This is a genomic window from Streptomyces sp. P9-A4, assembly GCF_036634195.1.
In the GTDB taxonomy this organism is placed as follows: Bacteria; Actinomycetota; Actinomycetes; order Streptomycetales; family Streptomycetaceae; genus Streptomyces.
This window is the reverse complement of the sequence record NZ_JAZIFY010000001.1, coordinates 4,158,990-4,177,263: the sequence shown is the minus strand read 5'-3', so window position 1 is coordinate 4,177,263 and position 18,274 is coordinate 4,158,990. Positions and strand designations below refer to the sequence as shown.

Genomic DNA, 18,274 nt, shown 5'->3' with positions numbered 1-18,274 from the left:
CAGCCTCTCGAACCCGGACCCCCCCGCCCCATCCGGCGAACAGGCGGATCGGGGGTGGGGGCAACCCCCGGGAGGGGGAGGGGTGTTCGGGAGGGGAGGTGAGGTCGTGCGGGTCAGAACCAGTGGAGGCAGTGCGGGGCGCGGTCGGAGCGGAAGAGGGCGTCGGCGAGGGCGGGGGCGGCCGGGTGGTGGGCTCGGATGTGCCCGGCGCGTACGAGGGTGGTCGGGGCGGTGCCGCCGAGGTAGACCGAGCCCAGATCCCGTATGTCCAGGGAGAGATCGGGCTCCCGGTCGGTCCGGACGCAGTCGGCCCTGCCGTCGCGGACGGTCAGCAGGTAGCGGCCCCGCTCGCCGAGGAAGGGATCGTCGACGTCGAGGACGAGCTCGCCGTCCGCGTACCAGCCGCGAGCGGTCAGGGCGCGCGGGACGTCGAGGAGCCGCACCCAGAGCCAGTCGGTGTCGCCGCCCACCTGGCCGGCCCGGAAGTCCGCGAGCTGCCAGCGCAGCGGGTGCTCGGGCGGGACGTGCCTGAACACGACCTCGGCGACCAGGTCGTGCCCGAGCAGGAACCGGGCCAGGGCGGTGAAGACGGCGTCGTCGGTGGTGATGATCTCGTCGACGGTGAGGGCGTCGGAATCGCCGCGCGAGTAGCTGGCGTACCCGTCGGGGACGCCGTCGGCGTCACGGTGGACGGCGACGTAACGCGGCGCCGAGGAGACCGGGGGCTCCCCGGCACCCAGGTCCCACCAGCGGCGCGGCCGGGACAGCGCGCCGGGCTGGGCGCGACGGTACCGGTCGTAGACCGCTTCCAGGATCTCGCCGCAGTCGGCACGACGGAGCACCTCGACGGGGCGGGCGTCGAGGTGGGGCGCGGACACGACGACGTGCGGTGCCCGGCCACAGTGCAGTGCGACCGGGAGACAAGGTCAACTGAATTACGCGGAGGGGCAGTAGCCCGCCGAGGGCCGAGGCGCACGGCGCGATCCGGCTCACCGCCGACGAGCCGCCTGCTCGACGGACTCCGTCCCGCCGGGGTTCGCGGTACGGCTGCGAGTGCCGGGCTCGCCGGGGCGGCTGCCTAGACTCGCTCCCCATGACGACCGCGAGCCCCACCACGAACCCCGTCGCCGCCGACCTCGCCCCCACCGGCGTCCTCCGGGCCTCCGTCAACCTCGGGAATCCCGTGCTCGCTCAGGGCACCCCCGAGACACCCTCCGGGATCACCGTCGATCTGGCGCGGGAGATCGGTGCGCGGCTCGGCGTACCCGTGGAGCTGCTGTGCTTCGACGCGGCGCGGAAGTCGTTCGAGGCGATGGCGGGCGGCCGGGCCGACCTCTGCTTCCTGGCCGTGGACCCGGCGCGGGAGACGGAGGTGGCGTTCACCGCCCCGTACGTCGTCATCGAGGGCGTGTACGCCGTTCCCCGCGACTCCGGCCTCGCCTCCGTCGCCGAGGTCGACGCCCCGGGCGTCCGGATCGGGGTCAAGCAGGGTTCCGCGTACGACCTGTTCCTGTCCCGGTCCCTCGCGCACGCGACGGTCGTCCGCGGGGAGGAGGGCGTCGACACCTTCCGGGACGAGGGTCTGGAGGTGGGCGCCGGCATTCGGCAGCCGATGACCTCGTACGCCGCCGCGCATCCCGAAGTCCGTCTGATCGAGGGCCGGTTCATGGAGATCCGGCAGGCGGTCGGGACGACGGTCGGCCGTTCCCCGGAGACCGTCGCCTTCCTCCGCGACACCGTCGAGGAGCTCAAGGCGAACGGCTTCGTCACGGACTCGCTCCGCCGCGCGGGCCAGGACACGGGCCTGCTCGCCCCACCGGCCTGACGGTCCCGGCGTCCACCCGGAAACCCGCCCCCGGCGCACCCCGTGAACCCCCTTTCCCGGGCCTGAGGACACCCCTACGAGGCCTCCCGTACGGGTTCCGCCCTCTGGCCCTCACCCCCCTCCCCCGATGCGTCCCGTGACCCGCGCAGCCCACCCCCACCCTCCCCCCACACCTGCCCTGACCTGGGCTTTTCCCCCTCCTCTCCCTACCCTTGAGGCGACTCGGAAGGGGGATCCCCATGGATCTGAACAACCGTGACATCCGCACGGTCGACGACGTCCTTCGCCTGCTCGACGGGCTCTTCGCGCCCGGCGCCGACCGGTGGACGGAGGGTGGGGCGGACTGGTGGGACGGCTTCTACGCCGACCGCGACAAGCCCGTCCCGTTCTTCGTCACGAAGCCGGACGAGAGCCTGGTGTCGTACGTCGGGCAGGGCACCCTGCCGACCCCCGCCACCACCGGCCGCCGAGCCCTCGATCTGGGGTGCGGGCCCGGACGGAACAGTCTCTACCTCGCCTCGCTCGGATACGTGGTGGACGCCGTCGACCTCTCCCCCACCGCGATCCGCTGGGCGGAGGAACGGGCCCGGGACGCCGGGGAGACCGGGATCCGGTTCGTCCGCGGCGACGCCTTCGCGCCCGGCACCGCCCTCGACGGCCCGTACGACCTGATCCATGACTCCGGCTGCTTCCACCACCTGCCGCCGCACCGCCGGATCAGCTACCTCGCGTTCCTGGACCGCGCCCTCGCGCCCGGCGGCCACTTCTCACTGACCGCGTTCGCGGCCGGGGAGGGCGGGATGGGCTCGGAGGCCCCGGACGCGGAGCTCTACCGCCGGGGAACGCTCGAAGGCGGACTCGCGTACACGGACACGTCCCTTCGCGCGCTCTTCGCCGACCTGACGGAGATCGAGGTCCGCCGCATGCGCGACGAACCCGCCGACTCCCCCGCGTTCGGTGAACCCTTCCTCTGGGCGGCCCTCTTCCACCGCCGGTAGCCACCTCTCAGAGGGCACCTCGCCCCCTCACATCGACCCCAGATACTCCGCCAGCCGGTCGTACTGCTCCCGTACCCCCGCTTCCATCCCCGCCTCCAGCGCCTGGTCGCGGATCTCGTTCGAGGGCCAGAAGGACGTGCTGGTCAGGGCTGTGCCCCCGTCGGGGGTCGCGTCGAAGGTGAGGGTGACGTGGACCGGGGCCGCGTCCGGCATCTGTTCGAAGGTCTCGGTGTAGTCGAGGCGTTCGGACGGGACGACGTCCTCGTACGTGCCGGAGAAGACGAACTCCTGGCCGTCAGGGGCGGTCTGGCCCCAGCGCCAGGCGCCGCCGACCCGCAGGTCGATGTCGACGACCGTCGTGGTCAGGGCGGACGCCCCGTACCACTCCCGTACGTGCTCCGGGCCCGTCCACGCCTCCCACACCCGGGCCGGCGGGGCGTCGAAGGTGCGGGTGACGACCAGCTCCCGGTCGGCAGGCGTCGTCAGGAGGGTGACCATGGCCCGTTCCCTTCATCGGTCCGGCCGCACACGCGTCCAGCCGCGCATGAATCCGGGCGCGCACGGATCCAGTCATTCCAGGATCACCCCGGCGCTCCCCGTAAACCAAGTGAACATGTTCAACAAGTCAGCGCTACAGTGCTGCCACGCGGCCTCCCCGATCAGGGCGACGCCGCCATCACGACCTGTGGGGGGTCCCCTTTGCCGCGCTCTACGCGCAGGCTTCCGCACGCCCTCGTGCGTGCCGCAGCCGTTTTCGCTCTCTCGGCGGGCGTCATCGCGCCCGCCGTCATCCACGCCCCTGCCGCTCACGCGGACTGGACGTCCGTCCAGGGCACCACCGAGGACGACGGCCGCTACACCGTCACCCTCCCGAGCGGCGCGCTCTGGGTGAAGGTCAGCGTGCTGGCCTCCACCGCCGCCGACGCCCCGGTCCTCGCCTCCACGGAGGAGGTGATCCCGAAGGGCAGCTGGGTGACGACCAGGGCGCCGATCACTCTCCCCGAGGGAACCGCCCTGGGGGACTACCCGGTCAGGGTCGACTACCGGCTCGCCGGCGAGACCACCAAGCAGTGGACCGGCACCTACGGCCACCGGACGCACATCGGCGTCGGGAAGCTGGCGTTCGACCGCTCCTCGACCGACTGGGACCACCGCGGGGCCGTGCTGACCGGCACCACCACCCTGTGGAACCCGGCCACCGGTGAGCGCACCGCCGCCCCCGAGGGCACCAAGGTGCTGGTCACCCTGCCCGTCGAGGGCACCCGCTCCTCGCGGACGATCAGCGCGGTCGCCGTCGCCGGCGCCGACGGCGGCTTCTCGCTGCCGGTCACGCCGAACGGAAGCATCCAGGGCGGTACGGCCAGGGTCGTCGAGACGGCGCCCGGCCTCGACCCGGACAACGCCGCCACCGTGCCGTACCTGGCCGCGGACGCGACCCTCAAGTACCGGATCAGCTCGGACGTGAGCAAGCACCGCGTCCTCGCCTCGACCGACGTCCGGGTCACCGGACGGGTGGAGCGGCTGACCCCGGCCGGCTGGAAGCCCTTCCCGGGCGTGCCCGTCATCGCCACCGGCGTCCAGCCCGGTTACGACGACACCGCGGTGAACGTGCTCGGCGGGATCAGCAGCGCGGCGGACGGCACCTTCTCGTTCCTCGCGCGCCCGTACTACTCGACCGCGGCCGTCTACACCTCGCTGCGGCCCTCGCCGTACATCGCGGGGACGGTCCGCCCGTACGACAAGAACGACATCGCGGTCCCGCAGCAGTTCTCGTTCACCCCGTACAAGATCACTCTCGACGCGTACGGCAAGGTCACCGCGACCGGCAGGATCGCCGTCGGCTCCTCGCCCTACTGCGACACGCCGCAGCCGGTCGTCCTCCAGTACTCCCGTGACGGCGGGCGCACCTGGGGCACCCTGCGCTCCGGCGCGACCGACTACTACTGCAACTACACCCTCTCCGCCTGGGGCTACACCGACGCCCGCTACCGGGTGGTCCACCCGGAGACGGACCAGTTCGTCGCCAAGGCCGCCGCGGTCATCCGCCTCGCCCGCAACGAGACCCGCTTCTCCGCCTTCTCCATCAGCCCCACCCGGCCCGTGGTGAACGGCAAGATGACGGTCTCCGGCACGGTGCAGCGCAAGCTCAACGGCGTCTGGAAGCCGTTCCCCGGCGCGAAGCTGACGCTGCTCTTCAAGCCCAAGGGCGACCCCAACTGGTACTGGGTCACCAAGAGCGTCACCACCAACACCAGCGGCAACTTCAGCTACCGCGCCACCGCCTACGCGGACGGCTCCTGGGCCATGGTCCTCCAGCCGCCGGCGGGCTACTTCTACAGCGAGACCACCGTGAGGTACATCGATGCGCGCTGACCTCCGGCTCTCCCTGACCGCGCTGCTCACCGCCGCCGTCCTCTCCGCCGCCACCCTGCCCGCCCTCGCCGACGAGGCACCGGCCGCCCCGACCCCGATCGGGATCGGCCCCGCCCTCACCGACGACGTCCAGCGCGGCACGTTCCGGGTCGCGGCCTGGACCGACGCCCCGCAGGCCAAGGTCACCGCGGTGTCGGCCCGGGTCCGGCAGGGCGACACCGTCCTCGCCGAGATCCCCGCCCTGGCCCCGGGGAACCCCTGGGACCCGATGACCGCCGGGCGGTTCCTGGTGCCGTCCGAGGCCGCGCTGCGCCTCACCGAGGACGGCGGGACCATCCCGGCCCTTGGCAGGTACGCGATCGACGTCACGGCCACCGACTCGCTCGGCAACACCTTCACCCGCACCGACGCCGGGACGCTGGACTTCCGGCTGCTGCCCCGGCTGGACTCCTTCGGCATCGGCATCCCCGCCTGGGACGACCGCAACGCCCGCCCGACGGGCACGCTCGTCGGCGTCCAGCCCGGCTCCGGGGACCTGGTGCCGCTGCCCGGCCGTACGGTCACCGTCACGCCGACGGTCCGGACACCGGGCTCCGCCGTCACGGCGGTCACCGGCGACAGCGGCGTGTTCACCGGCGGCCCGCTGCCGGTGGCCGACGAGTACGCCACCTTCGAGGCCTCGTACACCGAGGACAGCGCCGAGGTGCACGGCTCGGCGTACGAGTACCGCCGGGCGTACGACCTCAAGGGCCGGGAGGTGAAGGTCACCGCCGCCGCCGACAAGAAGCGGGCGCTCAGCGGCGAGGCCGTGACCGTCAGCGGCCGCGTCACCGACCCGGCCGCCGGGAACGCCCCGGTCGCGGACCAGGCGCTCATGGTGACCCTCGGGGTGTACACGGACAACGCCCCGTACGGCACGACCGTGCACACCGACGCGGACGGGCGCTTCTCCGCGCGTCTGATCGCCGCCTCGGGCCTCGCGGACTACGGGGACTACTGGTCGGTGCGGTCCGCCGATCCGTATCTGCGGTTCGACCAGGTCTCCGGTGTGGTCGCGATTCCGTGGGAGACCCGTATCGACCTGCTGACCGGCGGGCTGTCCGCCGACGGCCGGGTCACGGTGGGCGGCGTCTTCCGCCCCCGGTACGTGCCGGGTTCGCGCTCCTCCGTGCCCAGCCAGTACCTCCAGCTGGAGCAGTCCGCCGACGGGAAGACCGGCTGGCGGAAGATCGCCAGTGCGCAGGCGTACGCCGCGTACTGGTCGACGTTCGCGCTCGCCGCGAACAGCGGCGGCGGCTACTTCCGCGTCCGGCACCTGACCAGCGACGCCTACGCGGAGTCCAGCAGCCGTGTGTTCCGGCTGGTCCGGACCCCGGTCCGGGTCGTCGGCATGAACGCCGGGCCCGAACCGGTCCGCAAGGGCGCGAACGTCTACACGACGGGCACGCTCCAGCACTACACGAACGGCGTGTGGCGGGCGTTCGGGAACGCACCCGTGGCCCTGCAGTTCCAGGCGAAGGGTTCGACGACCTGGCGTCAGGTCGCCACCGGCCGCTCGGCCGCCAACGGCTGGGTCTCGCTGAAGGCGAAGGCCTCCGCCGACGGCAGCTGGCGCATCCGGTACTGGGGCGACTCCACGCACTTCCACTCGGCGGCCCCGTGGGCCGACTTCGTCGACGTGCGCTGAGCCGTTCCCGTAAGACCTGGCTCCGTACAACGCCCGAGGGCGGCACCCCCAGCTGGGGGTGCCGCCCTCGGTCCGTTCTTCTTCGCTTCGGCTCGCGCGTTCAGCGATGAACCACCGATCCCGGAGGATCAGAAGTCCATGTCACCGCCCGGCATGCCGCCGCCGGCCGGCGCGGACGCCTTCTCCGGCTTGTCGGCGATGACGGCCTCGGTGGTGAGGAACAGCGCGGCGATCGACGCGGCGTTCTGCAGCGCGGAGCGCGTGACCTTCGCCGGGTCGATGATGCCCTCGGCGATGAGGTCGACGTACTCGTTGGTCGCGGCGTTCAGGCCGTGGCCGACGGGCAGGTTGCGGACCTTCTCCGCCACGACGCCGCCCTCGAGGCCGGCGTTGATCGCGATCTGCTTCAGCGGGGCCTCAAGGGCCAGCTTCACGATGTTCGCGCCCGTGGCCTCGTCGCCCGCGAGGTCGGCCTCGAGCTTCTCGAAGACCGAGGAGGCCTGGAGCAGAGCCACGCCGCCACCGGCGACGATGCCCTCCTCGACGGCCGCCTTCGCGTTGCGAACGGCGTCCTCGATGCGGTGCTTGCGCTCCTTGAGCTCGACCTCGGTCGCGGCACCGGCCTTGATGACCGCAACACCGCCGGCGAGCTTCGCCAGGCGCTCCTGCAGCTTCTCGCGGTCGTAGTCCGAGTCGCTGTTCTCGATCTCGGCGCGGATCTGGTTCACGCGACCGGCGACCTGCTCGCTGTCACCGGCACCGTCGACGATGGTGGTCTCGTCCTTGGTGATGACGACCTTGCGGGCGCGGCCCAGCAGGTCGAGGCCCGCGTTCTCCAGCTTCAGGCCGACCTCCTCGGAGATGACCGTGCCGCCGGTGAGGATGGCGATGTCGTTCAGCATCGCCTTGCGGCGGTCGCCGAAGCCCGGGGCCTTGACCGCGACGGACTTGAAGGTGCCGCGGATCTTGTTGACGACCAGGGTCGACAGGGCCTCGCCCTCGACGTCCTCGGCGATGATCAGCAGCGGCTTGCCCGACTGCATGACCTTCTCCAGGAGCGGGAGGAGGTCCTTCACCGAGGAGATCTTGGAGTTGACGATGAGGAGGTACGGGTCGTCGAGCGACGACTCCATGCGCTCCATGTCGGTGGCGAAGTACGCCGAGATGTAGCCCTTGTCGAAGCGCATGCCCTCGGTGAGCTCAAGCTCCAGACCGAAGGTCTGGGACTCCTCGACGGTGATGACGCCTTCCTTGCCGACCTTGTCCATCGCCTCGGCGATGAGCTCGCCGATCTGGGTGTCGGCGGCGGAGATGGAGGCCGTCGAAGCGATCTGCTCCTTGGTCTCGACATCCTTCGCCTGCTCGAGCAGGGCGCCCGAGACGGCCTCGACGGCCTTCTCGATACCGCGCTTGAGGGCCATCGGGTTGGCACCCGCGGCAACGTTGCGGAGGCCCTCGCGGACGAGCGCCTGGGCGAGAACGGTGGCGGTGGTCGTACCGTCGCCGGCGACGTCGTCCGTCTTCTTGGCGACTTCCTTGACCAGCTCGGCGCCGATCTTCTCGTACGGGTCCTCGAGCTCGATCTCCTTGGCGATGGAGACACCATCGTTGGTGATCGTGGGGGCGCCCCACTTCTTCTCGAGGACGACGTTGCGGCCCTTCGGGCCGAGGGTGACCTTGACGGCGTCAGCGAGCTGGTTCATGCCGCGCTCGAGACCGCGCCGGGCCTCCTCGTCGAACGCGATGATCTTGGCCATGTGAAGTGGTCCTCCCGGACATGGGGTGGATAACGCTCCAGGACCGCGCCGACGCCCGCGACGGACGGCCTGCGTACCCGGTGGTTCCTTGCCCCACCTGGCCGCGGGCCTCATCTGCCCGATCCTCGTAAGCACTCTCACCTTCCGAGTGCTAACGCCAATGATTAGCACTCGGCATAGGAGAGTGCAAGCGACTCTCGACGATCGGGACGTGACGGGCGGGGCGTACGGGGGCGTGCGGGAAGGCGCTGCGGGGCCCGTATCCGCCGGTCGCGCGGCCCCTCGTGCGGGAATGCACGAGGGGTCCGCATCCCCTCAGGGATGCGGACCCCTCGACGGCGTTGCGTCGTTGGCCGATCGCGCCGCGCTCAGACGGCGAGCTTGACCATGTCCGCCTGCGGACCCTTCTGGCCCTGCGAGATCTCGAACTCGACCCGCTGGCCCTCTTCGAGACTGCGGTAGCCATCCATCTGGATCGCGCTGTAGTGGACGAAAACATCCGCACCACCGTCTACCGCGATGAAGCCGTAGCCCTTCTCCGCGTTGAACCATTTGACGGTGCCCTGAGCCATGCCTAACTCCCCTATTACTGGCCCTTGCGCGGGACCCGCACTTCGCGGACCCGGGTCAGACCCTGCGCCGGAACGCGTCGACCGCCGCTGAATGTATCTGCCCAACTGCCCTCTGCAACAGGTCATTCGAGCGAGAATTCTGGGCGCACCGGAAAGGGGAATTGGGGATAATCCCTGGAGTTACGGGGCAAGTCGGGCCCGGCAAAACGCGCAGAACGTACACAACGCGCAGGTACTTTGGCTGCTTCCTGACGCACAGGGACGCATTCTCATATGCATCCGGCATGAGCAGCGGAGGGGGCTTCCCCAACTCTACCGTGCTCAACCATGCAGAATTGCCCCTTCCGCTTATAGACGCGGAAGGGGCAATTCAAGAAAGACAGGACAAGCGATGATGCGGGAGTGACGACTCGACAGCCGCCGGCACTGCGCCCGACGGTCAGCCGCCGGCGACGGCCGGGATGATCGAGACGCCCGCGCCGGCCGGGGTGGCCGTCTCCAGGCCCTGCTCGAAGCGCACGTCGTCGTCGTTCACGTAGACGTTGACGAAGCGGCGCAGCTTGCCCTGGTCGTCCAGGACGCGGGCGGCGATGCCCGTGTGGTTCTTCTCCAGGTCCGCGATGACCTCGGCGAGGGTCGTGCCCTCGGCCTGGACCTCGGACCGACCGCCCGTGTAGGTGCGGAGGATGGTGGGGATGCGGACGTTCACGGCCATGTCTTCGTAACCTTTCAGTGGGCCAGGAAAGCGGGCCGGCACCCTGCGGGCCGGCTCGGGGCGGGCCGGCTCAGAGCGCCAGGCCGGCGTCGCGGAACGCTTCCAGGCTCGGGCGGATGGTGACGGTCGCCTGAGAGGTGTCGGCCACCGCGTCCAGGGTCTTGAGTCCGTCGCCGGTGTTGAGGACGACGGTGGTGAGGTCCGGGTCGATCAGCCCCGCCTCGACGAGCTTCCTGGTGACACCGACGGTCACGCCGCCCGCGGTCTCCGCGAAGATGCCCTCGGTCTGGGCGAGCAGCCGGATCGCGTCCACGACCTGCTCGTCGTTCACGTCCTCCACGGCGCCGCCGGTCCGGCGGGCGATGTCGAGGACGTACGGGCCGTCGGCCGGGTTGCCGATCGCGAGCGACTTGGCGATCGTGTTCGGCTTCTGGGGCCGTACGACGTCCTGGCCCGCCTTGAAGGCCACCGACACCGGGGAGCAGCCCTCGGCCTGGGCACCGAAGATCTTGTACGGCTTGTCCTCGACGAGGCCCAGCTTGATGAGCTCCTGGAGGCCCTTGTCGATCTTCGTGAGCTGGGATCCCGAGGCGATCGGGATGACCAGCTGGTCGGGGATGACCCAGCCGAGCTGCTCGCAGATCTCGTACGCCAGCGTCTTGGAGCCCTCGCCGTAGTACGGGCGGAGGTTGACGTTGACGAAGCCCCAGCCCTCGCCGAGCGGGTCGCCGATGAGCTCCGAGCAGAAGCGGTTGACGTCGTCGTAGTTGCCCTCGATGGCGACCAGGTCACCGCCGTAGACACCGGCCATGACGACCTTGCCCTGCTCCAGGTCGTGCGGGATGAACACGCAGGAGCGGAAACCGGCGCGGGCGGCGGCGGCGCCGACGGCGCCGGCCAGGTTGCCGGTGGAGGAGCAGGAGAGGGTGGTGAAGCCGAAGGCGCGGGCGGCCTCGATGGCCTGGGCGACGACCCGGTCCTTGAAGGAGTGGGTCGGGTTGCCGGAGTCGTCCTTGACGAACAGCTTGCCGGGGGCGACGCCGATCTCGCGGGCGAGGTTGTCGGCCTGGACGAGCTTGGTCCAGCCCGGGTTCAGGTTGGGCTTGTCGGCGACGTCGGCGGGGACGGGCAGCAGGGGGGCGTAGCGCCAGATGTTGGCGGGGCCGGCCTCGATCTGCTTGCGCAGCGCCTCGGGGTCACCGAGGGGGAGGTCGTACGCGACTTCGAGCGGTCCGAAACACAGCTCGCAGGCGAAAATCGGGCCGAGTGCGAACACTTCACCGCATTCACGGCAGGAAAGCCCGGACGCGGGACCGAGGTCGACCGAAGTGGCGGGGGTGACAGTCTGAACAGCCATGGAGGCGAGGCCCTTTCTCCTCATCTTTCCCATGACGAATTTTTCGCCATGAGACGGATTTGGCACCTTCCCTAGCCGGGGACCTCGCTGGAGGACGAGACGAACCGACTGGAGGGTTGCCGGGGCTTCAACGGGCCGTTTCCCTCTGCCCCTCTGGATGAGCGGTATTCGATTGTGAAGCGCGATGGACTTCGTTCCTGCGCTCCGACGCGGTCGGCACCCCGACGTGCATCGGGGATCCGCGTTGTTCAAGACTGTAACCGAAGGCCCGGACGCCCGGACCGGCCGTCCGAACCGCGAGATGGAGATCACGTGCTGGAAGAGGTGGAGCGCTGGCTGGACCGGCGGTCCTGGTCCGTGGCGGACCGGCCGCTGGAGCGAATCCTCGCGGCCAAGCGGAACACGAGGGTCAGCGTCGTCCTGCCCGCGCTGAACGAGGAGGCGACGGTCGGCGAGATCGTCGCCGTGATCCGCCGCGAGCTGATGACGGAGGCCGTGCCGCTGGTCGACGAGCTGGTGGTGATCGACTCGGGTTCCACGGACCGGACGGCGGAGGTCGCGGCGGCGGCCGGCGCGCGGGTGGTGGCGCGGGACGCGATCCTCCCCCGGATACCGGCGGTGCCGGGCAAGGGCGAGGTCCTGTGGCGGTCACTGATGGTGACGAGCGGGGATGTCGTCTGCTTCGTGGACGCGGATCTGCGGGACTTCTCCGCGGACTTCGTGACGGGGATCGTGGGCCCGCTGCTCACGGACCCGGAGGTGGACTTCGTGAAGGCGATGTACGACCGTCCCCTGGGTGACGCCCCAGGCCAGGGTGGCCGGGTGACGGAGCTGGTGGCGCGCCCGCTGCTGAACCTCCACTGGCCGCAGCTGGCCGGTTTCGTACAGCCGCTGGGCGGCGAGTACGCGGCGCGCCGCTCGTTGCTCGAACGGCTGCCGTTCCCGGTCGGTTACGGAGTGGAGCTGGCGCTGCTCGTGGACGCCCTGCACACGGCGGGTCTGGACGCGCTCGCCCAGGTGGACGTGGGGGTGCGCAGGCACCGGCACCAGGACGGGCAGGCGCTGGGCCGGATGGCGGCGGCGATCTACCGGACGGCGCAGCTGCGGCTCTCGCGGGGTCATCTGGTGCGGCCGCGGCTGACCCAGTTCGAGCGGGGCGAGAAGGGCTTCGAGCCGCGGACGTACGCGGTGGACACGGAGGAGCGGCCGCCGATGGCCGAAATCGCGGAGTACGCGCACCGTCGCGTGGCGTAACGCCCCACTATGATCCGTTTTGCATACATTGCCCTTTTATGCGCTTCAGACAACATCACTCGGGCAGGGTGCTCGCGGCGGCCGGACTGATCGGACTGGCGGCGGGCTCGCTCGCGTTCACGGCGGCGGGACCGGCCGCCGCGGACGTGGTCGAGCCCTTCGGCAAGCGGTACGACGCGTCGCTGTACGGCGACTTCGCGACGCTCGGCAACACGGTCATGGGCTGTCCGGCCGCCCCCGCGGACATGGCGGCGCGCTGCGCGACGGCGGCGGGCGGCCAGGGCCCGGACAACAACAACACCTTCGTGATGGAGCGGGTCGACACGGCGGGAACCGGGGGCGGATACGGCTCCAGCACCGGCCATGTCCAGATCCCGGCGGGCGCCGAGGTGGCGTACGCCCGGCTCTTCTGGGGCGGCAACGACGGCACGTACAAGGGTCCGAGCGGTGCCCGGCTGAAGCGTTGCGACATCTCCGGCGCGGACGTCGGACGCTCCCCCGGCGACCCGACGACGACCGCCCCGGTGATCAGGGTCGGTTCGGGTCCGGCGGTCCCGGTCTCGATCGACAGCATGGTCGCGGACCCGGAGGACACCGACGGGCCGCACTACTACACAGGCGAGTCGGACGTGACCGCCGCCTTCGCGGGCGTCTCGGGGACGGACGCGCGGATCGCGGTCGGGAACGTCTGGGCGCCCAACGGCAAGGGCTGCGTGGCGGGCTGGTCCCTGACGGTGGTCCACAGGTTCCCCGGCCCGGACCCGGTCAAGGCGCCCGAGCGCCGGATGGTCCACGTGTACGGCGGCCACGTCCTCCAGCGCCCGGCCTCCCCCGCGACCACGATCACCGTGGACGGCTTCCGCCGGGGCCCCGGCACGGTACGGGCGAGCGTGACGGCGTACGAGGGCGACTGGAACACCCCCGGCGACACGTTCCTCGTCGACGGCAAGAACGTCACCGAGGCCCGCACGGGCAACACCAACAACTTCTTCGTCAGCGAGGACGACGGCGCCGTCGACCCCAGGACGACCAACAACCTGAGCATCGACACCAAGGTTTTCGACGTCCCGGCCGGCGCGGTCCCGCCGGGCGCGACCTCGGCCGGTCTGACCTTCTCCACCAGCGGCGACACCTATGTGCCGTCCGGTCTCGCCCTCTCCGTACCGGTCCCCGACCTGGAGATCACCAGGACGGCGAGCCCGCGCACGGTGAAGCCGGGCGACACGCTCACGTACACGATCACCGCGAAGAACATCAGCCCGCTCGACTACCCGAACGCCACGTTCGGCGACGACCTCACCGGGAACCTCGACGACGCCGACTACAACGGGGACGTACGGACGACGGGCCCGGGCGCGGCGACGTACAGGAAGCCGAGGATCTCGTACACCGGGACCATCCCGGCCGGGAAGACGGCGACCGTCACCTACTCGGTGAAGATCAAGAACCCGCCGGCCGGGGACGGGAAGCTCCGCAACAGCGTGGTGGTCGAGACACCCCGCTCGAACTGCGGCGAAGGCAGCGAGGACCCGTCGTGCGCGGTGGCCCCGGAGATCGACAGGCCGAAGCCGACCCCGACGCCGCCCCCGACACCCACCCCGACGCCCACCCCGGTGGACCCGACCCCGACCCCGACGGCCCCCGACCCCACCCCGACCCCGACCGACGACCCCAAGCCGCCGGTGACCGACGAGCCGTCCTCCCCCGCTCCCCCGGCCCCCGGCCCGCACGGAAACCGCAGTGGCCTGATGGCCGAGACGGGCGGCAACGGCGAGCGACTGTGGCTGCTCGGCGCACTGGGCCTGGCGCTGGCGGCGACGGGCGTGGTGGCGAGAGCGGCGATGCGAGGCCGACGCGACTGACGCACGACCACGCTGGGTGGCCGGATCAGCCAGTCTCGTATACGTACGTTTGAGCGTTTACGAGACGGGCTAGGTTCGCCCCATGGCTTCTGTGCTCGTGGCATCCAACCGGGGCCCCGTCTCGTACGCCCTCGGCGACGGCGGCTCGCTCGACGCCCGCAGGGGCGGCGGCGGCCTGGTCTCCGGCCTGAGCGCCGTGTCGTCCCAGGACAGCCTGTGGGTGTGCGCGGCGCTCGGCGAGGGCGACCGGGAGGCCGTCCGGCGGGGGGCCGGGGAGCCGGGCGTACGGATGCTGGACATCGACCCGGAGGTGTACGCGGACGCGTACAACGGCATCGCGAACTCGGTGCTGTGGTTCCTCCACCACCATCTGTACGACATCCCGCGCGAGCCGGTCTTCGACGCGGAGTTCCGGCGCCGCTGGGAGTCCTACCGGGACTACAACCGCGCCTTCGCGGAGGCGCTGGCGGCGGAGGCGGACGAGGGCGCGGCGGTCCTGGTGCAGGACTACCACCTGGCGCTGGTCCCGGGGCAGCTCCGCGCCCTCCGCCCGGACCTGCGGATCTCCCATTTCACGCACACGCCGTGGGCGTCCCCGGAGTACCTGCGGATGCTGCCGCAGGACGTGCGTGAGGAGCTGCTGTGGGGGATGCTCGGCGCGGACGAGCTGGGCTTCCACACCTGGGGATGGGCGTCGTCCTTCATCGACTGCGCGTCCGTCGACGGCGCGGACGGGACGGCGCGGGGCGTCCGGCGGAGCGATGACCCCTGGCACGGCGTGGAGCACCGGCGGCGGGGCGGCCCGAAGCGGCACACCCGGGTGCGGGCGTACCCGCTCGGCGTCGACGGCGAGGAGCTGCGGGCGCTCGCGCACCGCCCGGAGGTGGACGAGAAACTGGCCCGCCTCCGTGCGGAGACCGGCGACCGGAAGACCATCGTCCGAGTCGACCGCACGGAACTCTCGAAGAACATCCTGCGAGGCCTGCACGCCTACCGCGAACTCCTCACCGTCCATCCCGAATGGCATGACCGGGTCGTCCACCTGGCCTCGGCCTACCCCTCCCGCCAGGACCTGGAGTCGTACCGCGCCTACACGGAGGCGGTGAGGGAGCTGGCGGACGAGATCAACGCGGAGTTCGGCACGACGACCTGGCAGCCGGTCCTGGTCTCGGTCAAGGACGACTTCCCCCGCTCCCTGGCGGCGTACCGCCTCGCGGACGTGGCCCTGGTGAACCCGGTCCGCGACGGCATGAACCTGGTGGCGAAGGAAATTCCGGTGGTCTCGGAGTCCGGCTGCGCCCTGGTCCTCTCCACGGGCGCGGGCGCCCACGAGGAACTGAAGGACGACGCCCTCACGGTGAACCCCTTCGACGTGACGGAAACAGCCGAAGCCCTCCACAAGGCCCTGTCGATGCCCCCCACGGAACGCACAGACCGCACGAAACGCCTGGCGGCAGCAGCAACGGCCCTGCCCCCACAGCGCTGGTTCCTGGCCCAGCTGGAGGCGTTGCGGGAGGGGTGAGCGCTACTCCCGTTCCGGGGCGACCAGGGCACGCACGGCGGACGGACCGCCGAAGTCGCGGGCGAGGCTGTCCATGATCAGCTCGTCGCACACCTCGCCGAGCCAGTAACCCGCTTCACGCACCGATCCGGCCTTTCGGAACCCGGCTTTCTCGTACGCCTTGACGCCACCCACGTTGGGCGCAAGCACCTTCAGCCAGACCATGCGCACGTTGACGACGTGGAACGCGTAGTCGAGGACGAGACGGGTGGCCGCGCTCCCGAGACCACGCCCACGAGCCTCCGGGGCGAGCATCACGACGTACTCGGCGGTCCGCACCTGATGGTCCGGCAGGAGCGTCGCGACCCCGACGGGGACGGGCTCGGCGCCGCTGACGTCGTAGACGGTGAAGCGGATTTTCTCGCCACGGAGTTGGTGGGCCATGCCCTCGGTACGAGCCTCCAGGGACTCGGGGCTCTGGCGTCCGTAACCCACGAGGAGGGCCGGATCCTGTTCCCACCGCCAATAGGTCTCGACGAGGTCGGGCCGGAAGGGGCCGAGGCCGCAGGTGTCGTCCTTGATCCACAGAATGGGGTCAGTGGTCACTGCCGGTCTCCGATCACGAGGACGGGGGTGTAGGCGCGGGTCTATCAGGGCCCAGTGGGCTCTTCCCGCCCCATCCGGGCAGCCCAGTGTCAGCCAGCGGGGAGAGCCCTGAGCCGTTCGCGAAAATTCCGCACGGCCGACACTGCGGCATGCGGTTCAAGGCAGCGGTTGAACTTGGCCAGACGAACGTGTGCCCGGTCGGACTGCACACGGTTCTCCAATAGCTCCAGACCGGCGTTGGCGGCGTCCAAAGCGCCATCAAGGTCCCGAGCGGCCAGCCGTGCCGTGGCGAGGCGGCCGGAGCGTACAGCTCGGTCCCGGGGGACCGCCTGCTCGACGGCTACCGCGAGGGCCCTGGTTGCTCGCTCGGGGAAGCCAGAGCGCAGCATGATCTTGCCCTCTGTGGACTTGAGCTGGGCCTCGCCGTACCAGCCGAGCCAGTCGGGACGGTCGCCTTCACCGTGCGTGCCCCACAGGTCGTAGGCCCGGTCGAGGGACTTGCCGGCCGCCTCGTGCTGGGTGTCTCGGGAGAGGGCTTCGGCCTGGTGGAGGAAGAGATACGAGGTCGCCGCAGGCGGGAGGGCCGACGGGGCGTTGCCGATGGCGGTGTCGATCAACTTCACGCGTGCGGCCGTGTCACCGGAATCGGAGATGTGGACGCCCATCTCGGCCAGGATGAAGGCGCCGAAGCCGTCGTCCTTCGCGCTGTGGGCGCTGCGGAGGGCGCCGACGTAGTAGCGCTGGCCGAGGGAGCGGAGGCCCTTGTCGTAGGCCATCCAGCCGGCGAGGTAGGACACGCGGGCGGCCGTGGCGTACAGGCGGTGTTCGACGGCGTCGGAGTAGCGCCCGTGGTCGAGGAGGCTGGTGATCAGTGCGAGGTCGCTGGTGGCCTGGTCCAGGAGGCGCGCGCCGCCCATCTGGTCGTCGAGCGTGCGGAGGGTCTCCACGCGCGCTTCGATGGTGGTCACCATCGCGTCAGTGACGCGGTCGCCGTCGATTGCCGAGGCGAACGCCTCTGGTGCGGCTGCCCAGTTGGCGGCGACTCCCGTCAGCGCGACGCCGGTGATGGACAGGAATCCCCGACGATCCATGTGGCCACTCCTGACCAGATCAGCGAATACCTTCACGGTGCCGGCCGGAGTCCACGGGGCCGCCAGGGCCGTCGACTCCCACGCCGGCAACCATCGGGGCCAGGGCACCGAGCGCATGTGGTCCTCGGGGACTCCCAGCAGGTCGGCGAGCACCCGTTGCGCGTCCGCGTCAGGCGCCTGCTCCTGCTCCCACTTCCAGACCGTCGTCCGGTTGGTGGCCAGCGGTACGCCCAGCTCGGCCCCGCGTTCACGCATGCGCCGGGCTAACTCCGCCTTGCCCCAGCCCTTGCCTTCTCGCACGTAGGTCAGCGGGTGCAGCGCCATCAGGTCAGACATCCCACCCTCCCCTCAGGTCGGTAGTCGGGAGGCTACTCCCCATGCGTGCGGGAAACGGCGGTTTCTCTCGCTGGAGGAACCGCCTGGAAACGTTCCGAGCCCGTGGCCCACGGCCGTTCACTGGGCCTCACGCCGTTCGGAGCTGAGCACCCGGGTATCCGGCTCCCCCGCCCCGCTCCGGACGGCTCCCAGGACAGCAGCCCGTCATCGACGTCCCACACGCGGGTGACGGGCTGCACCACCCCCGAGGAGATCGTGATGAGCCAGCCTCTGCCCGTCCGTACGCCCGGCGACAGCGGACGACAGCACACGGTTCCCGAGCCGCCGACCGGTCCGAGTC

Annotated in this window: 14 protein-coding genes, 1 pseudogene and 1 riboswitch; of the genes and pseudogenes, 7 read left to right on the top strand and 8 right to left on the bottom strand. The window is 70.8% G+C overall.

The features are described from left to right. Nucleotides 1-113: 113 nt before the first annotated feature. Nucleotides 114-848: pseudogene (locus tag V4Y03_RS18835) on the bottom strand (sterol carrier protein domain-containing protein); the annotation flags it as partial. Between the two features lie 245 nt (nt 849-1,093). On the opposite strand from V4Y03_RS18835, the gene V4Y03_RS18830 reads away from it, so the two are divergent. Next, entirely contained in the window at nt 1,094-1,825 is a 732-nt protein-coding gene (locus tag V4Y03_RS18830; RefSeq protein ID WP_332435659.1) for a transporter substrate-binding domain-containing protein, read from the top strand. 239 nt (nt 1,826-2,064) lie between these two features. Continuing rightward, the gene (locus V4Y03_RS18825) at nt 2,065-2,823 is read left to right on the top strand and encodes a class I SAM-dependent methyltransferase (protein WP_332435658.1); all 759 of its coding nucleotides are present in this window, start codon (nt 2,065-2,067) and stop codon (nt 2,821-2,823) included. Nucleotides 2,824-2,850: 27 nt separating this feature from the next. Here V4Y03_RS18825 and V4Y03_RS18820 read toward each other — a convergent pair whose 3' ends face one another. Beyond that, nucleotides 2,851-3,321 carry an SRPBCC family protein gene (locus tag V4Y03_RS18820; protein ID WP_332435657.1) on the bottom strand — a complete coding sequence of 157 codons (471 nt, stop codon included), beginning with the start codon at nt 3,319-3,321 and terminating at the stop codon, nt 2,851-2,853. A 237-nt stretch (nt 3,322-3,558) separates the two neighbouring features. Here V4Y03_RS18820 and V4Y03_RS18815 point away from each other — a divergent pair, with 237 nt between their 5' ends. Together V4Y03_RS18815 and V4Y03_RS18810 are read left to right on the top strand one after the other, a co-directional pair. Continuing rightward, nucleotides 3,559-5,196 (top strand): hypothetical protein, encoded by a 1,638-nt coding sequence (locus V4Y03_RS18815; protein WP_332435656.1) that lies wholly within the window; start codon nt 3,559-3,561, stop codon nt 5,194-5,196. Beyond that, nucleotides 5,186-6,883 carry a hypothetical protein gene (locus tag V4Y03_RS18810; protein WP_332435655.1) on the top strand — a complete coding sequence of 566 codons (1,698 nt, stop codon included), beginning with the start codon at nt 5,186-5,188 and terminating at the stop codon, nt 6,881-6,883. The genes V4Y03_RS18815 and V4Y03_RS18810 overlap by 11 nt, the downstream gene beginning before the upstream one ends. Nucleotides 6,884-7,011: 128 nt before the next feature. On the opposite strand, the gene groL is transcribed toward V4Y03_RS18810, so the two are convergent. From groL to thrC, 4 genes are all read right to left on the bottom strand, one after another. Next, complete coding sequence (gene groL / locus V4Y03_RS18805; RefSeq protein WP_317873524.1) at nt 7,012-8,640, bottom strand: chaperonin GroEL; 1,629 nt, start codon at nt 8,638-8,640, stop codon at nt 7,012-7,014. Between the two features lie 368 nt (nt 8,641-9,008). Then, nucleotides 9,009-9,212 (bottom strand): cold-shock protein, encoded by a 204-nt coding sequence (locus tag V4Y03_RS18800; protein ID WP_015035246.1) that lies wholly within the window; start codon nt 9,210-9,212, stop codon nt 9,009-9,011. 439 nt (nt 9,213-9,651) lie between these two features. Further along, nucleotides 9,652-9,927 (bottom strand): MoaD/ThiS family protein, encoded by a 276-nt coding sequence (locus tag V4Y03_RS18795; protein WP_317873523.1) that lies wholly within the window; start codon nt 9,925-9,927, stop codon nt 9,652-9,654. A gap of 70 nt (nt 9,928-9,997) precedes the next feature. Then, complete coding sequence (gene thrC / locus V4Y03_RS18790) at nt 9,998-11,308, bottom strand: threonine synthase (RefSeq protein WP_332437222.1); 1,311 nt, start codon at nt 11,306-11,308, stop codon at nt 9,998-10,000. Next, nucleotides 11,302-11,448, bottom strand: a riboswitch (SAM riboswitch). Its footprint overlaps the gene before it by 7 nt. 148 nt (nt 11,449-11,596) lie before the next feature. On the opposite strand from thrC, the gene V4Y03_RS18785 reads away from it, so the two are divergent. From V4Y03_RS18785 to V4Y03_RS18775, 3 genes are all read left to right on the top strand, one after another. Further along, a complete protein-coding gene (locus V4Y03_RS18785) occupies nt 11,597-12,538 on the top strand; it encodes a glucosyl-3-phosphoglycerate synthase (RefSeq protein WP_317873521.1) in 942 nt (313 codons plus the stop codon). A 38-nt stretch (nt 12,539-12,576) separates the two neighbouring features. Further along, entirely contained in the window at nt 12,577-14,400 is a 1,824-nt protein-coding gene (locus V4Y03_RS18780) for a DUF7927 domain-containing protein (protein ID WP_332435654.1), read from the top strand. An 82-nt stretch (nt 14,401-14,482) separates the two neighbouring features. Beyond that, nucleotides 14,483-15,922 carry an alpha,alpha-trehalose-phosphate synthase (UDP-forming) gene (locus V4Y03_RS18775; RefSeq protein ID WP_332435653.1) on the top strand — a complete coding sequence of 480 codons (1,440 nt, stop codon included), beginning with the start codon at nt 14,483-14,485 and terminating at the stop codon, nt 15,920-15,922. 3 nt (nt 15,923-15,925) lie between these two features. On the opposite strand, the gene V4Y03_RS18770 is transcribed toward V4Y03_RS18775, so the two are convergent. After that, nucleotides 15,926-16,483 (bottom strand): GNAT family N-acetyltransferase, encoded by a 558-nt coding sequence (locus V4Y03_RS18770; protein ID WP_332437221.1) that lies wholly within the window; start codon nt 16,481-16,483, stop codon nt 15,926-15,928. Between the two features lie 113 nt (nt 16,484-16,596). After that, entirely contained in the window at nt 16,597-17,934 is a 1,338-nt protein-coding gene (locus V4Y03_RS18765; protein ID WP_332435652.1) for a transcriptional regulator, read from the bottom strand. Nucleotides 17,935-18,274 lie beyond the last annotated feature (340 nt).

Bases quoted from the DNA above. Each gene is read 5' to 3' on its own strand.
- V4Y03_RS18810 (WP_332435655.1), top strand. From the start codon at position 5,186: ATGCGCGCTGACCTCCGGCTCTCCCTGACCGCGCTGCTCACCGCCGCC.
- V4Y03_RS18795 (WP_317873523.1), bottom strand. From the start codon at position 9,927: ATGGCCGTGAACGTCCGCATCCCCACCATCCTCCGCACCTACACGGGC.
- V4Y03_RS18765 (WP_332435652.1), bottom strand. From the start codon at position 17,934: ATGTCTGACCTGATGGCGCTGCACCCGCTGACCTACGTGCGAGAAGGC.
- V4Y03_RS18800 (WP_015035246.1), bottom strand. From the start codon at position 9,212: ATGGCTCAGGGCACCGTCAAATGGTTCAACGCGGAGAAGGGCTACGGC.
- V4Y03_RS18825 (WP_332435658.1), top strand. From the start codon at position 2,065: ATGGATCTGAACAACCGTGACATCCGCACGGTCGACGACGTCCTTCGC.
- V4Y03_RS18780 (WP_332435654.1), top strand. From the start codon at position 12,577: ATGCGCTTCAGACAACATCACTCGGGCAGGGTGCTCGCGGCGGCCGGA.
- V4Y03_RS18820 (WP_332435657.1), bottom strand. From the start codon at position 3,321: ATGGTCACCCTCCTGACGACGCCTGCCGACCGGGAGCTGGTCGTCACC.
- V4Y03_RS18775 (WP_332435653.1), top strand. From the start codon at position 14,483: ATGGCTTCTGTGCTCGTGGCATCCAACCGGGGCCCCGTCTCGTACGCC.
- thrC (WP_332437222.1), bottom strand. From the start codon at position 11,308: ATGAGGAGAAAGGGCCTCGCCTCCATGGCTGTTCAGACTGTCACCCCC.
- groL (WP_317873524.1), bottom strand. From the start codon at position 8,640: ATGGCCAAGATCATCGCGTTCGACGAGGAGGCCCGGCGCGGTCTCGAG.
- V4Y03_RS18830 (WP_332435659.1), top strand. From the start codon at position 1,094: ATGACGACCGCGAGCCCCACCACGAACCCCGTCGCCGCCGACCTCGCC.